Below are 14,902 nucleotides of genomic sequence, written 5' to 3' on the forward strand. Positions count from 1 at the left end.
CCCGCCCGTGCGCGGGGGGACCGTACGATCCCCGCGCGCGGGCGGGCCGGGAGCCCGCCCGGTACTCCGCCCGGCACCCCCCAGATCGACGAGGAGCAACCCCATGACCTTGACCGCCCAGAAACCGTCCCGTCTGTGGACGCCGAACTTCGGCCTCTACTTCACCGCGCGCGTCGTCTCCCAGGTGGGCGACACGATGATCCCGGTCGCCACGGCCGTCGCGATGTTCTCCCTCGGGTACGGCGTCAGCGGCATCGGGTTCGCGCTCGGCGCCTGGATGGGGGCGTTCGCGCTCTTCGTCGTCTTCGGCGGGGTGCTCGCCGACCGCTTCCACCCCAAGCCCCTGATGGTCGGCGCGGACGCGGCCCGGTTCCTGGCCCAGGGCCTGCTCGGGCTCTACCTCTGGCTCGGGCACCCGCCGCTGTGGCTCATGATCGTGGGCGCGGTGATCGGCGGCACCGCGACGGCGATGTTCCAGCCGGGCACCTCCAGCCTGGTGCCGCAGGTGTCGACCGACCCGCAGAAGGCCAACGGGGTCCTGCGCGTGAGCGAGGGGTTCGCCACGATGGCCGGTCCGGCGATCGGCGGAGCCCTGGTCGCCGCGACCTCGGCCGCCGGGGTCTTCGTCCTCGACGCCGCCACCTTCGCCATCAGCGGCCTGTGCATGGTCGCGCTGCGGCTGCCCGTCTACGAGGTGGACCGGACCGACAGCACCCTCACCAACCTCCGCACCGGATGGCGGGAGTTCCGGTCCCGGACCTGGCTGTGGGGGGTCATCCTGATCTGGTGGGTCCTCGGGGTGTTCGTCTGGGGCCCCATCACCCCGCTCGGCGCCGCGTCCATCATCGCCGAACACGGCACCGCCGCCTTCGGTTACGCAGAAGCGGCCTTCGGCGCCGGCTGCGCGGTCGGCGGCCTCGTCGCGATACGGGTCCGGGCCGCCCGCCCCCTCTTCGCCGGCGGCGTCGCCATGCTCCTGTTCCCCTTCATGCCGCTGGCCGCGGCCCTGGTCCCGGCCCTGCCGCTGCTCATGCTCGGCTACGCGGTCAGCGGCATCGGCTGGGCCTTCTGGGGCGTCCAGTGGTCCACCACCGTCCAGACCCAGATCCCCGAGGACAAACTCAACCGGGTCGCCGCCTACCAGGTCGCCGGCTCCATCCTCGCCGTCCCCCTCGGCCAGGTGATCGCGGGCCCCGCGAGCGGCGCCTTCGAACTCCACGACCTCCTGCTGGTCGCCACCGTGGCCGCGTTCGGCTGCGCCGCCGCCCTCCTGGCCACCCCCGCCATCCGCGAGCTGCGCCGGACCCGCGCGTAGCCCTCCGCACCTCCGTACCTCCGTACCTCCGTACCTCCGTACCTCCGTACCTCCGCACGAGCAACCGCCAGCGCCACCACCCCCTCGAAGGAGCCGAACCCGTGCGCACCCCGTACCGCATGACCGTCATCGGAACCGGATACCTCGGAATCACCCACGCCGCGTGCATGGCGAAGCTGGGCTACGAGGTCCTGGGCCTGGACATCGACGAGGAGAAGATCCAGCAGCTGAACAACGGCCACCTCCCCATCTACGAAGCGGGACTGGAGGAGATACTCAGGGACGGCCTCGCCGCCGGCAACCTGCGGTTCACCACCTCCTTCCAGGAGGCCGCCGAGTTCGGTGACGTCCACTTCCTGTGCCTCGGTACGCCACAGGTGCAAGGCGGATGGGCCGCGGACACGTCCCAGCTCGACGCGGCCGTCGAGGCCCTGGCGCCCCACATCGACCGGGACTGCCTGGTCGTCGGGAAGTCCACCGTCCCCGTGGGCACGGCGGAGCGGCTCGCCGGCAAGCTCGCCGACCTGGCTCCCCGGGAGACCACCGTGGACCTGGCGTGGAACCCGGAGTTCCTGCGGGAGGGGTTCGCCGTCGAGGACACCCTCGGCCCGGATCGCATCGTCATCGGCGTGCGGACCGCGTCCGCCGAGCAGACGCTGCGCGAGCTCTACGCGCCGCTGGGCGAGGTCCCCCTCGTGGTCACCGACTTCGCCACCGCCGAGCTCGTCAAGGTCGCGGCGAACGCGTTCCTCGCCACCAAGATCTCCTACATCAACGCCATGGCCGAGGTCTGCGAGGCCGCCCGCGCCGATGTGACGGCCCTCGCACGGGCGCTGTCCTACGACGACCGGATCGGCCGGCGGTTCCTCAGCCCCGGCATCGGATTCGGTGGCGGCTGCCTGCCCAAGGACATCCGGGCCTTCATGGCGCGCGCCGACGAACTGGGGGCGGGCGGGGCGCTGGCCTTCCTGCGCGAGGTCGACGCCATCAACCAGCGGCGCCGCACGCGCGCCGTGGACCTGGCCCGCGAGCTCGTCGGCGGTTCGCTCAAGAACCGCACCGTGGCCGTCCTGGGCGCGGCGTTCAAGCCGGAGTCCGACGACATCCGCGACTCCCCCGCGCTCGCGGTCGCGCACGCCATCCACCAGGAGGGCGGACTGGCCTCGGTGTACGACCCCGCCGCACTGGACAACGCCCGCAAGGCCTATCCCGAACTCGACTATGCGAGCTCCGCGTTGGAGGCCGCGCGCGGGGCACACGTCGCGCTCCTGCTCACCGAGTGGACCGCCTTCACGGAACTCGATCCCGAAGAGCTCGGTTCGGTGATGGCCACCCGCAACATCGTCGACGGACGCAACGTCCTCGATCCCGCGGCCTGGCAGGCGGCCGCATGGAACTACCGCGCTCCCGGACGTCCCTGACCCGCCGGGCCGCCACCCCGGTGTGCGGCGCCCGCAGAACCCCTCGCCACAGTCATCGACCTGGAGTGCGTAAAAGTGTCACTACTTGACCCGAGAATGCCCGGCATCATCGTCGTGAACGAGCGGTACTTCCCCGACAGCGAGCTCGTCCCGGCGAACGTCGGCGCGACCTCCTTCTCCCGTTCCGTGTTGCGCTGCCTCGAAGGCGCCGGCCTCTCCGCCGGGCTCATCCTCTACAAGCGGGACGAGAACCTTGAGGAACCCCAGGTCGACGTGGTGTTCCGGTCGGGCGCCGCGTGCGCGGTCCTCCGGTTCAACTTCGACATGAGCGAGGCCTCCGTGAGCCGGGCCATAGCCGACGCGGCGAGGACCCTGTTGGCACGGCACGGCATGGGCGGCCAGGCGATGCTCTACTACCAGACGGACGCGCTGCTGGGCTTCCACCCGGAGGAGTTCCCGTGCTGCGTCACCCATCACGGCCCCTTCGTCTACGACTTCATCGAACGGTTCCCCGCGGTCGCGACCGGCAGGGCGTTCGGCGGCGCCGGCAAGGCACTGCACCTGCTCAAGCATCAGGAACTCGGCCTGAGCAAGGTGCGCACCAACGACCGCATGTTCGTCCTCCAACACTCCGACCTGCAACGGGACCACCTGGTCAGCCGCGGCATCGACGAGCGCCGGATCCGCGCGGTGCGTCCCCCCATCGCACTGCTCGAACACTCCGAGGCCCTGGAGAGCGAGGAACTGCGGGCCTTCGTCGCGGGCGCCGAGCTGTTGGTGTTCACCGCGGTCGCCCGGCTGGACTACTTCAAGAACGTCGAACTCCTCGTCGACGGCTGCGCCCTGGCCCGCGAGCGCGGCATCCCCGTACGCGTCCTGGTCGTCGGTGACGACGAGGACAAGGACGTCGCACGCAAGGAGTTGGGCGCCCGGATGCCGACGGAGCACGCCGCGGAGTTCCTGGCGGTCGGCAAGCTCTCCAAGCCGCAGCTCTACGCCCTGTTCCGGGAAGCGCGGTCCAACGGGATCTTCGTGTGCCCCTCGCGCTACGAAACCCTGGGCATCACCCCCCTGGAGGCCGCGCTCTCCGGTGTCTGCACCCTCATGACCAACTCCGAGAAGGTCGAGGCACGCAGGTTCTTCCCCGAAGCCCACCGGTTCGCGCCCAGCGACGAGGGACTCGCCGACGCGATCGGGCGCATGTACGCCGATGCGGCGGGCGTGGAACGGCTCGGCCGGGACCTCGGGGCCCAGATCGCGGCGGAGGTCTCCGAGGAAAAGTTCGCGCACGACACCCTCAGCGCCTGGGACCACTTCTCCGAAGCCGCGCAGGCGCTCGCCCTCTGACACGCACCCCGCACCCCGCACCCGGACAGGAGCAACACCGCATGGAACCCCAGGAACCCCACGACCCCCGGAGCACGGTCCACGCCGCGCACCGGCACAACCCTTACGCGTACCTGATGGACGGGCCGCAGCTCGACGCGTTGCTGACCCGGTTGGGCCGCCGCCGGGCGGCCAGTGTCCGGCGCAACCGCGCCGTGTCCCCGGAGCGGGCGCCGCGCGAGGTCTACCCTCGGCCCGCCATGGCGTTCGTCGTGATGGACCCGACCGCGGGACCGTGGGTGCCCAACGAGGACGCGGTCCTGGGCACCGTCACCGTGGGCGAGGGCGGCTCCGCCTTCCTGCCCTACGCCGCGGCCAAGGCGGCGGGCCACCGCCGACTCGGCCGCAACTACGGCGAGGCGGTCCTCGTCGACCCGCACCTGTGCGGCAGCGAGAACTTCCGCTACGGCCACTCCGCGCAGGTCCGTGGCGTGATCGTCGGCGCCAGCGGGCAGCGCCCGGACCAGGACTTGTACGAGGCCGGCGCCCTCGCCACCGACCTGATCGCCGCGATCGCAGAGCTCCACCTGGCCTGGGAGGAGCGCGTCGGACCCGGCGAGTGGTTCACGCCCGACGGCCTCCCGCCCGCCCGGCGGCCCGCGACACCGGGCGCCTGACCCGTCCCGCCCGGGCCCGCGCCGCCCGTACGCCCTCAGGTCGTCCCGGCGCGGGGCGTGTGCAGGCCCGCGACGACCATGTGCACCAGCAGGTCGTACGTCTCGTCCAGCTTCTCCGGCAGTTCGAAGGCGCCCCCGGTCTCCAGCGCCGCGAACCCGTGCACGACCGCCCGCAGGCAGCGCGCCGCGTGGATCGCCGCGGAGTCCTCCAGGCCGTACGCGCGCAGCGTGGCCAGCATGATGGCGACCAGCCGCGCTCCCGCCTCGGCGGTCCGCGGCTCGGGGCGCTGGAGCAGCGCCGCGTAGCGGTGCGGGTGGCGGCGGGCGTAGTCGCGCCAGGCCGCCATCAGGGCGCGGACGGCCTCGTCGGAGGAGCGGCCGAGGACGGCCGCGCCGACCTCGTCCGCCATCTCGTTCATGATTCGGGCCGACAGCAGGTCGCGCAGCTCGGCCAGGCCGCGCACGTGCTTGTAGAGCGAGGGGGTCGCGACCCCGGCCCGGGCGGCCACCGCCGACAGGGTCAGCGCGGCCGGCCCGCCCTCGGGACCCTCGTCGACGAGCGCCAGCGCGACGTCGACCACCGCGTCGGTGGACAGGGACGGCCTGGGTGACCTAGCCACGGGCGCCGTCCTTCAGGAAGCCCAGGATCGCGGCGGCGGTCTCGGCGGGGAACTGGACGTGCGGGTAGTGGCCCGCCCCGTCGATCATCGCGAGCCGTCCCACCCCGGCGGGCAGTTCCGCCACGATGGCCTCGCCCTCGGCCCGGGGGTCGGCCCAGTCGGGGTCGAGGGTGCCCTCGACGATCAGCGCCGGGCAGCGGACGTCGGCCAGCCGGGCCCCCGCGTCGGTCGGCGCGGACATCCCCATCGCGGCCACCACGGCCATCCGCCCGGGCCGGCGCAGGTCGGCTTCGAGGGAGGCGAGGCGCGGGTCGAGCGCGGCGGCCCCCATCCCCGGGTGCGCGTGGCGCAGGTACCGCTTCCACAGCCCCACGCTGCGCAGCAGCCCCGTCCCCATGAGCAGCAGCATGCCCTTGCGGTAGCGGGCCCGGCTCACCAGGGCGCCGAGATCGGGCTTCTGCGCGCGGGTGAAGGGGCTGATCTCGACGACCGCGCCGATCAGGTCGGGTTCCTGGGCCGCCGCGATGGTGGCCGAGCCGCCCGCGAAGGAGTGGCCCACGAGGACGGCGGGGCCGCCGCCCAGGTGGCGGACGAGCGCGAGCAGATCGCCCGCCGTGTCGGTCCGGGTGTACGACGCCCACCCGGCGTCGGACTCCCCGTGCCCGCGCAGATCGGTGCGGGCGACCCGGTGGCCGGCGGCCACCAGGAGCTCGGCCAGCGCGTCGTAGGCCGCGCGGTGGTCGCCCATCCCGTGGGCCAGGACGACCAGCGGGCCCTCGCCCGCGACGTCGTACGCCAGCTGTCCGCCGTCGACCTTCAGGAACTCGGTCATCGCCCTGCCCTCTTCCGTCGTGCCGCACCCGCACATTTCTCTACGGGCTAATCTCCGTTGCTATTAAGCTAATGGCATTAGCCGAATGGGTCAAGGCGTTCGCCGTACGCTGTCGTTCTTGCGAAACGGACTGACGGTCCGTATGGTCACTTCCATACGGACTGGCGGTCCGTTTTGGAGCGCCGCGTCTCCCCACAGGACGGAAAGCTTGATCATGACAACGACGAGGACCATGCCGATGACGGCCGCGGAGCTGTACGGCCACGGTCTGCGGCTGTTGCTGGAGAAGGACATCGCGGGCTGGGTGGACCTGTGGCACGAGGACGGCGTCATGGAGTTCCCCTTCGCGCCGGAGGGCTGGCCCGTACGGCTGGAGGGCAAGGCCGCGGTCGCCGCGTACATGCGCCACTACCCCGACCACGTCGACCTGCACGACTTCCCCGAGGTGACGGTCCACGAGACCACCGCGCCGGGGACGATCGTGGTGGAGATGCGCGGGGTCGGGCGCCTGGTGGAGAGCGACAGCCCCTTCGACATGACCTACATCGCCGTGGTCACGGTCGGGGACGGGCTCATCACCTCCTACCGCGACTACTGGAACCCCCTCGCCGTCCAGCAGCCCGGCGCCGACTTCGTGGGAGCGACCCGATGACCAACACCAACACCAGCACCAGCACCAGCACCAGCACCACCCTGGTCATCGGGGCCACCGGCACCACGGGCAGCCGCGTCACCGCCCGACTGGCCGCCGAGGGCCACCGCGTCAGGGCCGCCAGCCGCAAGGCCACCCCGGTCGACGGCGCGCAGGCCGTCCGCTTCGACTGGAACGAGCCCGCGACCTGGGCCGCGGCACTGGCCGGCGTCGATCGCGTCTACCTCGTCCCGCCCATCGGCTCCTCGGACCCGGCCGCGGTCATGCTGCCCTTCCTGCGGCAGGCCCGCGCGACGGGCGCGCGCCGCGCGGTGCTGCTCGGTTCCTCGGCGATCCCGGCGGGCGGCCCGGCGGTCGGGCAGGTCCACGAGGAACTGCCCGGCCTGTTCCCGGAGTGGGCGGTGCTGCGGCCGTCCTGGTTCATGCAGAACTTCGCCGGCCACACCCCCCACGCCCGCAGCATCCGGGAGGAGGGCGCCATCCGGACCGCCGCGGGCGACGGCCGCGTCGGCTTCATCGACGCCGGTGACATCGCCGCCGTCGCCGTGCGCGCCCTGACCGACGAACGGGCCCCCGACACCGACCTGATCCTGACCGGGCCCGAAGCGCTGAGCTACGACGATGTCGCCGCGATCATCACAGAGGTCACCGGCCGGCCCGTGGAGCACCGGCACCTGACCTTCGAGGAGCTGCGCGACCGGTGGGCGGCCGAGATCCCGCTGGAGTTCGCCACCATGCTGGCCGGCATGGACCGTGCCATCGCCGGCGGCGCGGAGGACCGTACCACCGACGCCGTCGCACGCCTCACCGGCCGTCCCGCGGGCACGCTGCGCGCGTTCGTCGAACGGGACGTCCGAGAACGGGACGTCCGAGGGAACGGCTGATGACGGCGTGATCCGCCCCGTCGCAGCGCGTATCTTCGACTGGCTCGACGACACGCTCCGGCCGGTCGGACGCCACACCGCGGACGGGCCGAAGACCACGGAGGACCCATGACCCAGCGCCCGGAGCGCGCGGACGCCCTGCGCAACCGCGAGGCCGTCCTTGCCGCCGCCGACGCCCTCTTCGCCACCAGCGGCAGCCCCCACAGCGTGTCGATGGACGACATCGCCGCGGCCGCGGGCGTGGGCAAGGGCACCCTCTTCCGCCGCTTCGGCGACCGTGCCGGCCTGATCGGTGCCGTCATCGCGTCCCGCCTCGAACCCCTGCGGCAAGCCGTACGGGAAGCCCAGGAGGCGGCCGGATCCTCGGCGCACCGGCGCGTGCGGGAGCTCCTCGACGCCCTGCTCAGCTTCAAGATCGACAACCGGAACCTGATGTCGGCCGCGGAGGACGCCGGACTCAGCAGCCCCTACCAGGCCGACCACTACGGCTGGTGGCACGACACCCTGCGCTCGGAGCTGGGCGAAGTGCCCGGTGTCCACCACGCGGACTTCACCGCTCACGCACTGCTCGCCGCCGTACGCGCCGACCTCGTCGCGCACCTGATCGACCGCCAGAAGATGACCCCCGACGACCTGCGGGCCGCACTCGCGGCCCACGTCGACAGCGTCCTCGGCACCGACACCAGCACCAGCACCAGCACCAGCACCCCCTAGCGCAGCTCCTCCCGGAGGGCGGCCTCGAGGAGGGCGCCGTGGCCCGCCACGGTCGGGTCGGCGTAGAACGCGGCGAGCGCGGTCTCCGCCCCCAGGTCGCGGCGCAGGTCCTCGACCACGGTGAGGGCGAGGAGGGAATGGCCGCCCAGCGCGAAGAAGTCCGCGTCGGGCCGGTCCACGGGCAGGCCGAGCGCCGACGACCAGGCGTCGGCCACCACTTGTTGCACCGGCGAGAGGGACACCCGAGCGGGCTCGGCGGCGGGCCGGTCGCCGGTGCGGACCGGCGGGAGCGGGTCCCGCGCCAGCGCGCGGCGGTCGGCCTTGCCGCTGCCGGTGAGCGGGAAGCCGTCGGTCAACACCCAGGTGCCGGGCACCAGATGGGCGGGCAGCAGCGCGGACACGTGATCGCGCAGGGCGACGGTGTCGCAGCGGGCAGCGGCCTCCGGGACGACGAACGCGGTCAGCCGGGCGTCCTCCACCGACGACCGGCGCACGACCACGACCGCCTCGCGGACCCCGGGATGGCGCAACAGGACGTGCTCGACCTCGCCCGGCTCCACACGGTGGCCGCGCACCTTGACCTGCTCGTCGGTGCGGCCGTGGAAGACGAGGGCGCCGTCGGCGCGGACCGAGACCAGGTCGCCGGTCCGGTAGCGCCGGGCGTCCCGCGGGGTCGGCCCGACGAACCGCTCCGCGGTCAGCGCGGGCTGGGCCACGTACCCCGCGGCCAAGCGGGCTCCGCTGAGCCAGAGTTCGCCGGTGGCGCCCCGCGGCACCGGGCGCAGTCGCCCGTCCAGGACGTGCGCACCCGCCCCGGGCAGCGGGTGCCCGAGGGGCGGCGCGCCGGCGCAGTCCGCGTCGTGGACCCGGTGGGACGTGGCGAAGGTGGTGGCCTCGGTGGGCCCGTACGCATTGACCAGCTCCAGGTCGGGGCGGACGCGCAGGACCCGGCGGGCGTGGGCGCCGGAGAGCTCCTCACCACCGGTCACCACCGTCCGTACGAGCCCGAACAACGCCGAATCCCGCGCGGCCAGGTGGTGGAAGAGGCTCGTGGTGAGGAAGACGACGGTGGCGCCCAGGTGCGCCGCCTCGGTCGCGAGGTGCTCCACGGCGGGTCGCCCGGTGGCGCACACGACGACGGTCGCGCCGTGCGCGAGCGGGGCCCACACCTCGAAGGCCGCGGCGTCGAAGGCCATGGGGGAGTGGAACAACATCCGGTCTCCCGGGCGCAGCGGGTCGCAGGGCAGCCCGGTGGCCATCGACTCGGCGCCCCGATGGGTGAGGGCCACCCCCTTGGGCCGCCCGGTGGAGCCGGAGGTGTAGAGGACGTAGGCCGTCGCGTCGGGATCGTGCGGCGCGGGCTCCGCCACCGCGGCGAGCGCATCCGGGTCGCGCGGGAGGACCGGGGCCGGGGGCAGCGGCAGGGAGTGCTCGGCGGCGACGGGGGAGTCGGCGAGCAGACCGGCGTCGCCGACCGTCAGGGCGGCGCCGGTCTCCCGCAGTGTCATGGTGATGCGCTCGTCGGGGTGGTCGGGATCGAGCGGTACGTAGTGACCACCGGCCCACCACACGGCGAGCTGGGCCACCACGGCCTGTACCGAATGCGGCACCAGCAGCCCGACGGCCGAGCCGGGGCCGACCCCGCGGGAGCGCAGCGTCTTCGCCAACTCGGAGGTGGAGTAGATGAGTTGGGCGTAGGTGAGGTCGTTCCGGCCGTCGTGCACCGCGAGGGCGTCAGGGGTGGCCAGGGCGTGCGCGGCCACCCGGGCCACGATGCCGGCCGGGGGGAGGGGGTCAGGAGACATGCGGGTTCCTCGGTGACGAAGCGGAGAAGGAGGGAGGAGGAGTGGGAGCGTGCGTCATGCCAGGCCCATCGCCCGGGCCACGATGACCTTCTGGATCTCCGAGGTGCCCTCGATGATCGTCATCATCCGGACGTGCCGGTACAGGAACTCCAGCGGATGGCCGCGCACCCAGCCGCCCGCGCCGTGCACCCGCAGGCTGCGGTCCACCACACGGACGGCCGTCTCGGAGCTGGTCAGCTTGGCCAGCGCCGCGTGCTCCGGCAGCTCCGTCCCCCCGTCCACCAGCCGGGCGCAGGCCAGCGTGAGCAGCTTGGCCGCCTCCACTTCCGCGCGGCTGGTCACCAGGTGTTCCTGGACGTGCTGGTAGGACCCGATGCGCGCGCCGAAGGCCCGGCGTTCGCGGGCGTGCGCGACGCCCAGCTCCAGGGCGTACTCGGCGATGCCGTTGCACTGCGCCGCCACCACCAGCCGCCCGCGCGAGAGGCTGTCCATCCCCTGGCCGAGGGCCGCGCCGATGCCCGGCTCACCGCCGACCACCGCGTCGGCGCCGAGCCGTACGCCGTCCAGCAGCAGCTCGAAGAGCGGCTCGCCCGACATGCCCGCGAAGCGCTGGCCGATCCGGAGCCCCGGGGTGTCCATGGGCACGATGAACGCCGTGGGTCCGCCGACCGGATGGGTGCCGCTCGGCCTGCCTTCCCGGCCTTCCCCGCCTTCCCCGCCCTCCCCGTCGAAGGGGACGGTCGCGACGACCAGGGCGAAGTCGGCGCGGTCGGCGTGGCTCACGAAGGTCTTGCGCCCGGACAGGGTCCAGCCGCCGTCCCCGGTGCGCCGAGCCGTGGTGGCGAGGGAGAAGGCGTCCGAGCCCGCGTCCGGTTCGGTCAGCGCCAGGCACCGCAGCGCCTCCCCCCGGACCAGTGGGGCGAGGTAGCGCTCGATCTGCGTCGGGGTGCCGGCCCGCAGCAGCGGGCTGGGCCCGTCGGAACCGGCCAGGGCGTACGGCGCCAGCGGGCAGCCGCTCGCACCCGCCGCGTGGTGCAGCTGGACGACGGCCGAGAACGGCACGTCCGAGCCCCCGAGTTCCTCGGGATGGTCCCCGGCGTAGAAACCGAGGGCCGCCGACCGCCGACGCACCCAGTCGCGCAGTTCGGTGGGCGGCAGGTCGCAGTCCTCCGGCAGCTCGGCCGCCAGCGGGACCAACTCCCGTGCGATGAACGACCGGAAGGAGTCGGTCAGTTCGCCGTGCTCGCCCTCCAGGACGCAGGACGGTGACACCGGGCCGCCGGTGCCGGTTCGGGGCCCGCTTCGGAGCCCGTTCACTCGCGCTGTGGTCATCGCCGCGCCTCCGCATCGAACTTCCTGAGCGCCTCGGCCTGATCGGTCAGGACCGGGTGGCGCAGCAGTACGTGCAGCGGCGGGCGCCGGTGGCCCAGCCTCGGCGCCAGCCAGGCGGAGAGCTGGGCGACCAGCAGCGAGTGCCCGCCGACCTGGAAGAAGTGGGAGGACGGGGTGAAGCGGTCGTGCCCCAGCACGTACCGCCAGCCGTCCCCGAGCACCTCCAGGACCGGATCGTCCGGCCCCGCCGTCCGCCCGGCCCGGGCCTGCGCCTGCGCCGCCTCGCTCGCGCGGGCCCGCCCGGCCTCGGCCGCCAGCCGTGCGAGCCGCACCCGATCGGGCTTGCCGCCCGCCAGTACCGGGATCGCATCGAGCTCCAGCCACTGGCCGGGCACCAGCGCGGCGGGCAGCCGCGCGCCCAGCGCCCGGTGCAGGCCGGCCTGGTCCACCGCTTCGGCTCCGGCCCGTACGAAGCCCACCAGCCGGGGGCCGGCCGGCGGTCCGGGGTCCAGGACCACCGCACACGGTCGCCCCGCCAGCTCGGCCGAGGCGGCGGCCTCGACCTCCTCCAACTCGATCCGGTAGCCGCGCAGTTTGACCTGGTGGTCGCGGCGCCCGAGGAAACGCAGCCGCCCGGCGCGGTCCTGGTGACCGAGGTCGCCCGTCAGGTACACGCGGGCGCCGCCGAGCGCGGCGACGGTGACGAAGCGCTCCGCGGTGGCCCCGTCGTCGCCCCGATAGCCGTCCGCCAGGCCCGCCCCGCCGATGGCGAGCTCGCCGACCGCGCCCGGCGGCAGCGGGTAGCGACCCGAACCGTCCAGGACGTGCACGGTGACGCCCGGCAGCGGTGTCCCGAGCGCGACCTCCCCGCCCTCCGCGAGGTCCTCCGCCGTGACCTCCTGCACGGTGGACGTGATCGTCGCCTCGGTCACCCCGTAGGCGTTGAGGACCGTGACGGAGCCCGTGCCCGCCCCGTCGGCGGCGGCGAACAGCGGCGCGAGCGAGGCGGCGGGCAGCCGCTCGCCGCCGACCACGAGCAGCCGCGGCGTCCACAGGCCCTCCGCGAGCACCGCGCACAGCTCCTCCCGCACGGCCAGCAGATAGCTGGTCGGAAGGTTGGCGACGGTGATCCGCCGCGCGGCCAGTACGGCGCCCAGCTCGGCCCCCGTCGGGACCTCCCGGTGCGGCAACACCAGGCAGGCCCCGGCCAGCAGGGCGGGCAGCACCTCTTCCAGCGCCACGTCGAACGAGGGCTGGGCGAAGAGCAGCACCCGGTCGTCGGCCGTCAGCGCGAACCGCTCGGCGACCGCCGCCGCGTGGTGCGCGAGGGCCCCGCGGCCCACCACGACCGGTTTGGGCAGCCCGGTCGAACCCGAGGTGTGGATGACGTACGCCGCCCCCTCGACCAGCGCCGCCGCCCGTGCGTCCGGGAAGTCCGGGGCGCAGCCGCTGCCGCTCGGGTCGTCGAGCAGCGCCAGCGGGAACCCTCCGGCCGGGAGCCCCGCCGGGCTCTCGCGGGTGGTCAGCACCAGCGCGGGCCGCAGCCGGGCCAGCAGCGCCTCCAGTCGGGCGGCCGGATCGGCCGGGGACAGCGGGCAGTACACCGCGCCCGTCCGCAGGCAGGCCAGCAGGGTGACCACCGCGTCCACCCCGCGCGGCAGTACGGCCGCCACCGGCATCCCCGCGGTGACACCGGCCGCCCGCAGCCGCTCGGCCAGCGCCGCGACCTCGTGGTCCAGGGCGGCGTAGGTCAGCGACCGGGCGCCCGCGACGAGCGCGGTCGCACCGCGCGGGTGCCCGGCGAGCAGGTGGGCCAGGTCGGGCAGGTCGGGTAGGTCCGCGGCGGGATCGGGAGCGGGATCGTCAGCGGGGACAGGAGCGGGAGCGGTGGGGGCGAGGGCGGCCAGGGCCGCACCGGGTTCGGCGAGGTAGGCGCGCAGCAGGGCGAGGAACCGCTCGGCGAGGAGCGCGACCGTGTCCCCGGCGAAGAGGTCCCGGTCGTAGTCCCACACCAGGGTCATCCCGGCGGCGCCGGGCCGCTGACCGCCACTGCCGCCGAGCGTGCGGCGGTCGTCGGGCAACAGCACCACGTCCAGGTCGAACCGGGTGGTGCCGGTGTTGAACCCCTCGAAGAGGGCGATCTCCAGCTCCGGCAGGTCGATCCGCGGGAGCGGGGCGTCATGGGCGCTGAACATCACGCTGAAGAGCGGATTGTCCGCCCCGTCCGTGTGCAGCCCGAGGTCGCGGGTCAACTCCTGTACGGGCAGCTGCTGGTGGGGCAGACAGCGGATCAGGGTGTCGGTCACGGCGTCGACGAGGTCGCGCGCGGGGGCGCCCGGATCGGGCCGCAGCCGGACCGGGATGGTGTTGACGAACATCCCGATCGTCTTCTCGTGGCCCTCCGGGCGGTTGCCGACGGCGGTGCCCACGACGAGGTCGGCGCGGCCGCTGTGCCGCCGCAGCAGCTCGGCGAAGAGCGCCATCAGGGTGGTGAAGACGGTGTGCCCCTCGGCCCGGCTGCGCGCGCGCAGTCGGTCGGCGAGGTCCGCCCCGACCGCCTGACGCAGCTGGGCCCCCGCGTGACGGCGCCGTACGCCCGGCCGCGCCAGCCCCGGCAGCGGCAGGTCGAAGGCGGCGCCCGCCAGCTGCTCGCGCCAGAACTCCAGCCCGGCGGCCCGTCGTTCGCCGGCGCCCGGGCCGGTGATCCCGTCGAGGTGCTCCTCGTACGAGCGCGCCGCGCGGGGCATCGGCCGGTGCGTCGGCTCCGCGTCGGGCCTGGGGCCCGGCAGCAGCCGGGTGCGGTAGCCGGTGAACACGTCGTGCAGCAGGGTCGTGAAGGAGTGGCCGTCGTGGATCAGGTGGTGCTCCACGTGGACGATGCGGTGGTGCCGCGCGGTGAGGCGCACCAGGAGCCAGCGCATCAGCGGGGCCTCGGTCAGCTCGAAGGGCCGGTCGGCCTCGGCGCGCAGCAGCTCGGCGAAGGCGCCCTCGGGGTCGGTGTGCCCGCTGACATCGGCGCGGCCCACCCGGGGCCCGGCGTGCTCGTTCACGCGCTGGCGCGGCAGGTCGCCGGGGTCGCCCGGCACCAGTTCGAGGCGCAGGCCGCGGTGTCGGGCGAAGGTCTCGGCCAGGGCGTCGACCAGGGCCTCCTCGTCGAGGGGGCCCCACAGGTCGATGGTGGCGGTGAAGTTGTAGGCGTGGCTGCCGGGCGACATCTGCTCGTGCAGCCAGACGATTTCCTGGGACGGGGACAGCTCGAACATGGTCGGTTCGCGTTCCTCTGCCGAGAGGGATGGATGGATGGACGCGGACGCGGATGCGGGC

Annotated in this window: 12 protein-coding genes; 7 read left to right on the forward strand and 5 right to left on the reverse strand. The window is 73.9% G+C overall.

What is annotated here, in order from left to right; genetic code table 11:
• Nucleotides 1-103 precede the first annotated feature (103 nt).
• The 4 genes from ACIBEA_RS21185 to ACIBEA_RS21200 all read left to right on the forward strand — a co-directional run bounded on the left by ACIBEA_RS21185 (nucleotide 104) and on the right by ACIBEA_RS21200 (nucleotide 4,739).
• A complete protein-coding gene (locus tag ACIBEA_RS21185) occupies nucleotides 104-1,315 on the forward strand; it encodes an MFS transporter (protein ID WP_399263065.1) in 1,212 nt (403 codons plus the stop codon).
• Nucleotides 1,316-1,434: 119 nt separating this feature from the next.
• Nucleotides 1,435-2,736, forward strand: coding sequence for a UDP-glucose dehydrogenase family protein (locus tag ACIBEA_RS21190; RefSeq protein ID WP_399263447.1), 1,302 nt, complete (start codon nucleotides 1,435-1,437; stop codon nucleotides 2,734-2,736).
• A 96-nt stretch (nucleotides 2,737-2,832) separates the two neighbouring features.
• Nucleotides 2,833-4,083, forward strand: a complete 1,251-nt coding sequence (locus tag ACIBEA_RS21195; protein WP_399263067.1) for a glycosyltransferase family 4 protein — start codon at nucleotides 2,833-2,835, stop codon at nucleotides 4,081-4,083.
• 41 nt (nucleotides 4,084-4,124) lie between these two features.
• Nucleotides 4,125-4,739 (forward strand): hypothetical protein, encoded by a 615-nt coding sequence (locus ACIBEA_RS21200; protein ID WP_399263069.1) that lies wholly within the window; start codon nucleotides 4,125-4,127, stop codon nucleotides 4,737-4,739.
• 35 nt (nucleotides 4,740-4,774) lie between these two features.
• Here ACIBEA_RS21200 and ACIBEA_RS21205 read toward each other — a convergent pair whose 3' ends face one another.
• Both ACIBEA_RS21205 and ACIBEA_RS21210 read right to left on the reverse strand, forming a co-directional pair.
• A complete protein-coding gene (locus ACIBEA_RS21205; protein WP_399263071.1) occupies nucleotides 4,775-5,359 on the reverse strand; it encodes a TetR/AcrR family transcriptional regulator in 585 nt (194 codons plus the stop codon).
• Nucleotides 5,352-6,191: an alpha/beta fold hydrolase gene (locus ACIBEA_RS21210; protein ID WP_399263073.1), complete on the reverse strand. Its 840-nt coding sequence runs from the start codon at nucleotides 6,189-6,191 to the stop codon at nucleotides 5,352-5,354. Before ACIBEA_RS21210 ends, ACIBEA_RS21205 begins: the two co-directional genes overlap by 8 nt.
• Nucleotides 6,192-6,405: 214 nt before the next feature.
• On the opposite strand from ACIBEA_RS21210, the gene ACIBEA_RS21215 reads away from it, so the two are divergent.
• The 3 genes from ACIBEA_RS21215 (at nucleotide 6,406) to ACIBEA_RS21225 (ending at nucleotide 8,441) form a co-directional block, all read left to right on the forward strand.
• The gene (locus tag ACIBEA_RS21215; protein WP_399263075.1) at nucleotides 6,406-6,843 is read left to right on the forward strand and encodes a nuclear transport factor 2 family protein; all 438 of its coding nucleotides are present in this window, start codon (nucleotides 6,406-6,408) and stop codon (nucleotides 6,841-6,843) included.
• The gene (locus ACIBEA_RS21220) at nucleotides 6,840-7,727 is read left to right on the forward strand and encodes an NmrA family NAD(P)-binding protein (RefSeq protein ID WP_399263077.1); all 888 of its coding nucleotides are present in this window, start codon (nucleotides 6,840-6,842) and stop codon (nucleotides 7,725-7,727) included. The genes ACIBEA_RS21215 and ACIBEA_RS21220 overlap by 4 nt, the downstream gene beginning before the upstream one ends.
• A 108-nt stretch (nucleotides 7,728-7,835) precedes the next feature.
• Nucleotides 7,836-8,441, forward strand: coding sequence for a TetR/AcrR family transcriptional regulator (locus ACIBEA_RS21225; protein ID WP_399263079.1), 606 nt, complete (start codon nucleotides 7,836-7,838; stop codon nucleotides 8,439-8,441).
• Here ACIBEA_RS21225 and ACIBEA_RS21230 read toward each other — a convergent pair.
• The 3 genes from ACIBEA_RS21230 to ACIBEA_RS21240 are packed head-to-tail and all read right to left on the reverse strand — an operon-like array spanning nucleotide 8,438 to nucleotide 14,841.
• Nucleotides 8,438-10,246 carry a non-ribosomal peptide synthetase gene (locus ACIBEA_RS21230; RefSeq protein ID WP_399263081.1) on the reverse strand — a complete coding sequence of 603 codons (1,809 nt, stop codon included), beginning with the start codon at nucleotides 10,244-10,246 and terminating at the stop codon, nucleotides 8,438-8,440. The genes ACIBEA_RS21225 and ACIBEA_RS21230 overlap by 4 nt on opposite strands.
• A gap of 54 nt (nucleotides 10,247-10,300) precedes the next feature.
• Nucleotides 10,301-11,578, reverse strand: coding sequence for an acyl-CoA dehydrogenase family protein (locus tag ACIBEA_RS21235; protein WP_399263083.1), 1,278 nt, complete (start codon nucleotides 11,576-11,578; stop codon nucleotides 10,301-10,303).
• On the reverse strand, nucleotides 11,575-14,841 hold the full coding sequence (locus ACIBEA_RS21240) for an amino acid adenylation domain-containing protein (RefSeq protein WP_399263085.1): 3,267 nt from the start codon (nucleotides 14,839-14,841) through the stop codon (nucleotides 11,575-11,577). The genes ACIBEA_RS21235 and ACIBEA_RS21240 overlap by 4 nt, the downstream gene beginning before the upstream one ends.
• Between the last annotated feature and the right edge of the window lie 61 nt (nucleotides 14,842-14,902).

The organism is Streptomyces sp. NPDC051555, assembly GCF_044454405.1.
In the GTDB taxonomy this organism is placed as follows: Bacteria; Actinomycetota; Actinomycetes; order Streptomycetales; family Streptomycetaceae; genus Streptomyces.

Bases quoted from the DNA above. Each gene is read 5' to 3' on its own strand.
- ACIBEA_RS21185 (WP_399263065.1), top strand. From the start codon at position 104: ATGACCTTGACCGCCCAGAAACCGTCCCGTCTGTGGACGCCGAACTTC.
- ACIBEA_RS21190 (WP_399263447.1), top strand. From the start codon at position 1,435: ATGACCGTCATCGGAACCGGATACCTCGGAATCACCCACGCCGCGTGC.
- ACIBEA_RS21195 (WP_399263067.1), top strand. From the start codon at position 2,833: ATGCCCGGCATCATCGTCGTGAACGAGCGGTACTTCCCCGACAGCGAG.
- ACIBEA_RS21200 (WP_399263069.1), top strand. From the start codon at position 4,125: ATGGAACCCCAGGAACCCCACGACCCCCGGAGCACGGTCCACGCCGCG.
- ACIBEA_RS21210 (WP_399263073.1), bottom strand. From the start codon at position 6,191: ATGACCGAGTTCCTGAAGGTCGACGGCGGACAGCTGGCGTACGACGTC.
- ACIBEA_RS21215 (WP_399263075.1), top strand. From the start codon at position 6,406: ATGACAACGACGAGGACCATGCCGATGACGGCCGCGGAGCTGTACGGC.
- ACIBEA_RS21220 (WP_399263077.1), top strand. From the start codon at position 6,840: ATGACCAACACCAACACCAGCACCAGCACCAGCACCAGCACCACCCTG.
- ACIBEA_RS21225 (WP_399263079.1), top strand. From the start codon at position 7,836: ATGACCCAGCGCCCGGAGCGCGCGGACGCCCTGCGCAACCGCGAGGCC.
- ACIBEA_RS21230 (WP_399263081.1), bottom strand. From the start codon at position 10,246: ATGTCTCCTGACCCCCTCCCCCCGGCCGGCATCGTGGCCCGGGTGGCC.
- ACIBEA_RS21235 (WP_399263083.1), bottom strand. From the start codon at position 11,578: ATGACCACAGCGCGAGTGAACGGGCTCCGAAGCGGGCCCCGAACCGGC.
- ACIBEA_RS21240 (WP_399263085.1), bottom strand. From the start codon at position 14,841: ATGTTCGAGCTGTCCCCGTCCCAGGAAATCGTCTGGCTGCACGAGCAG.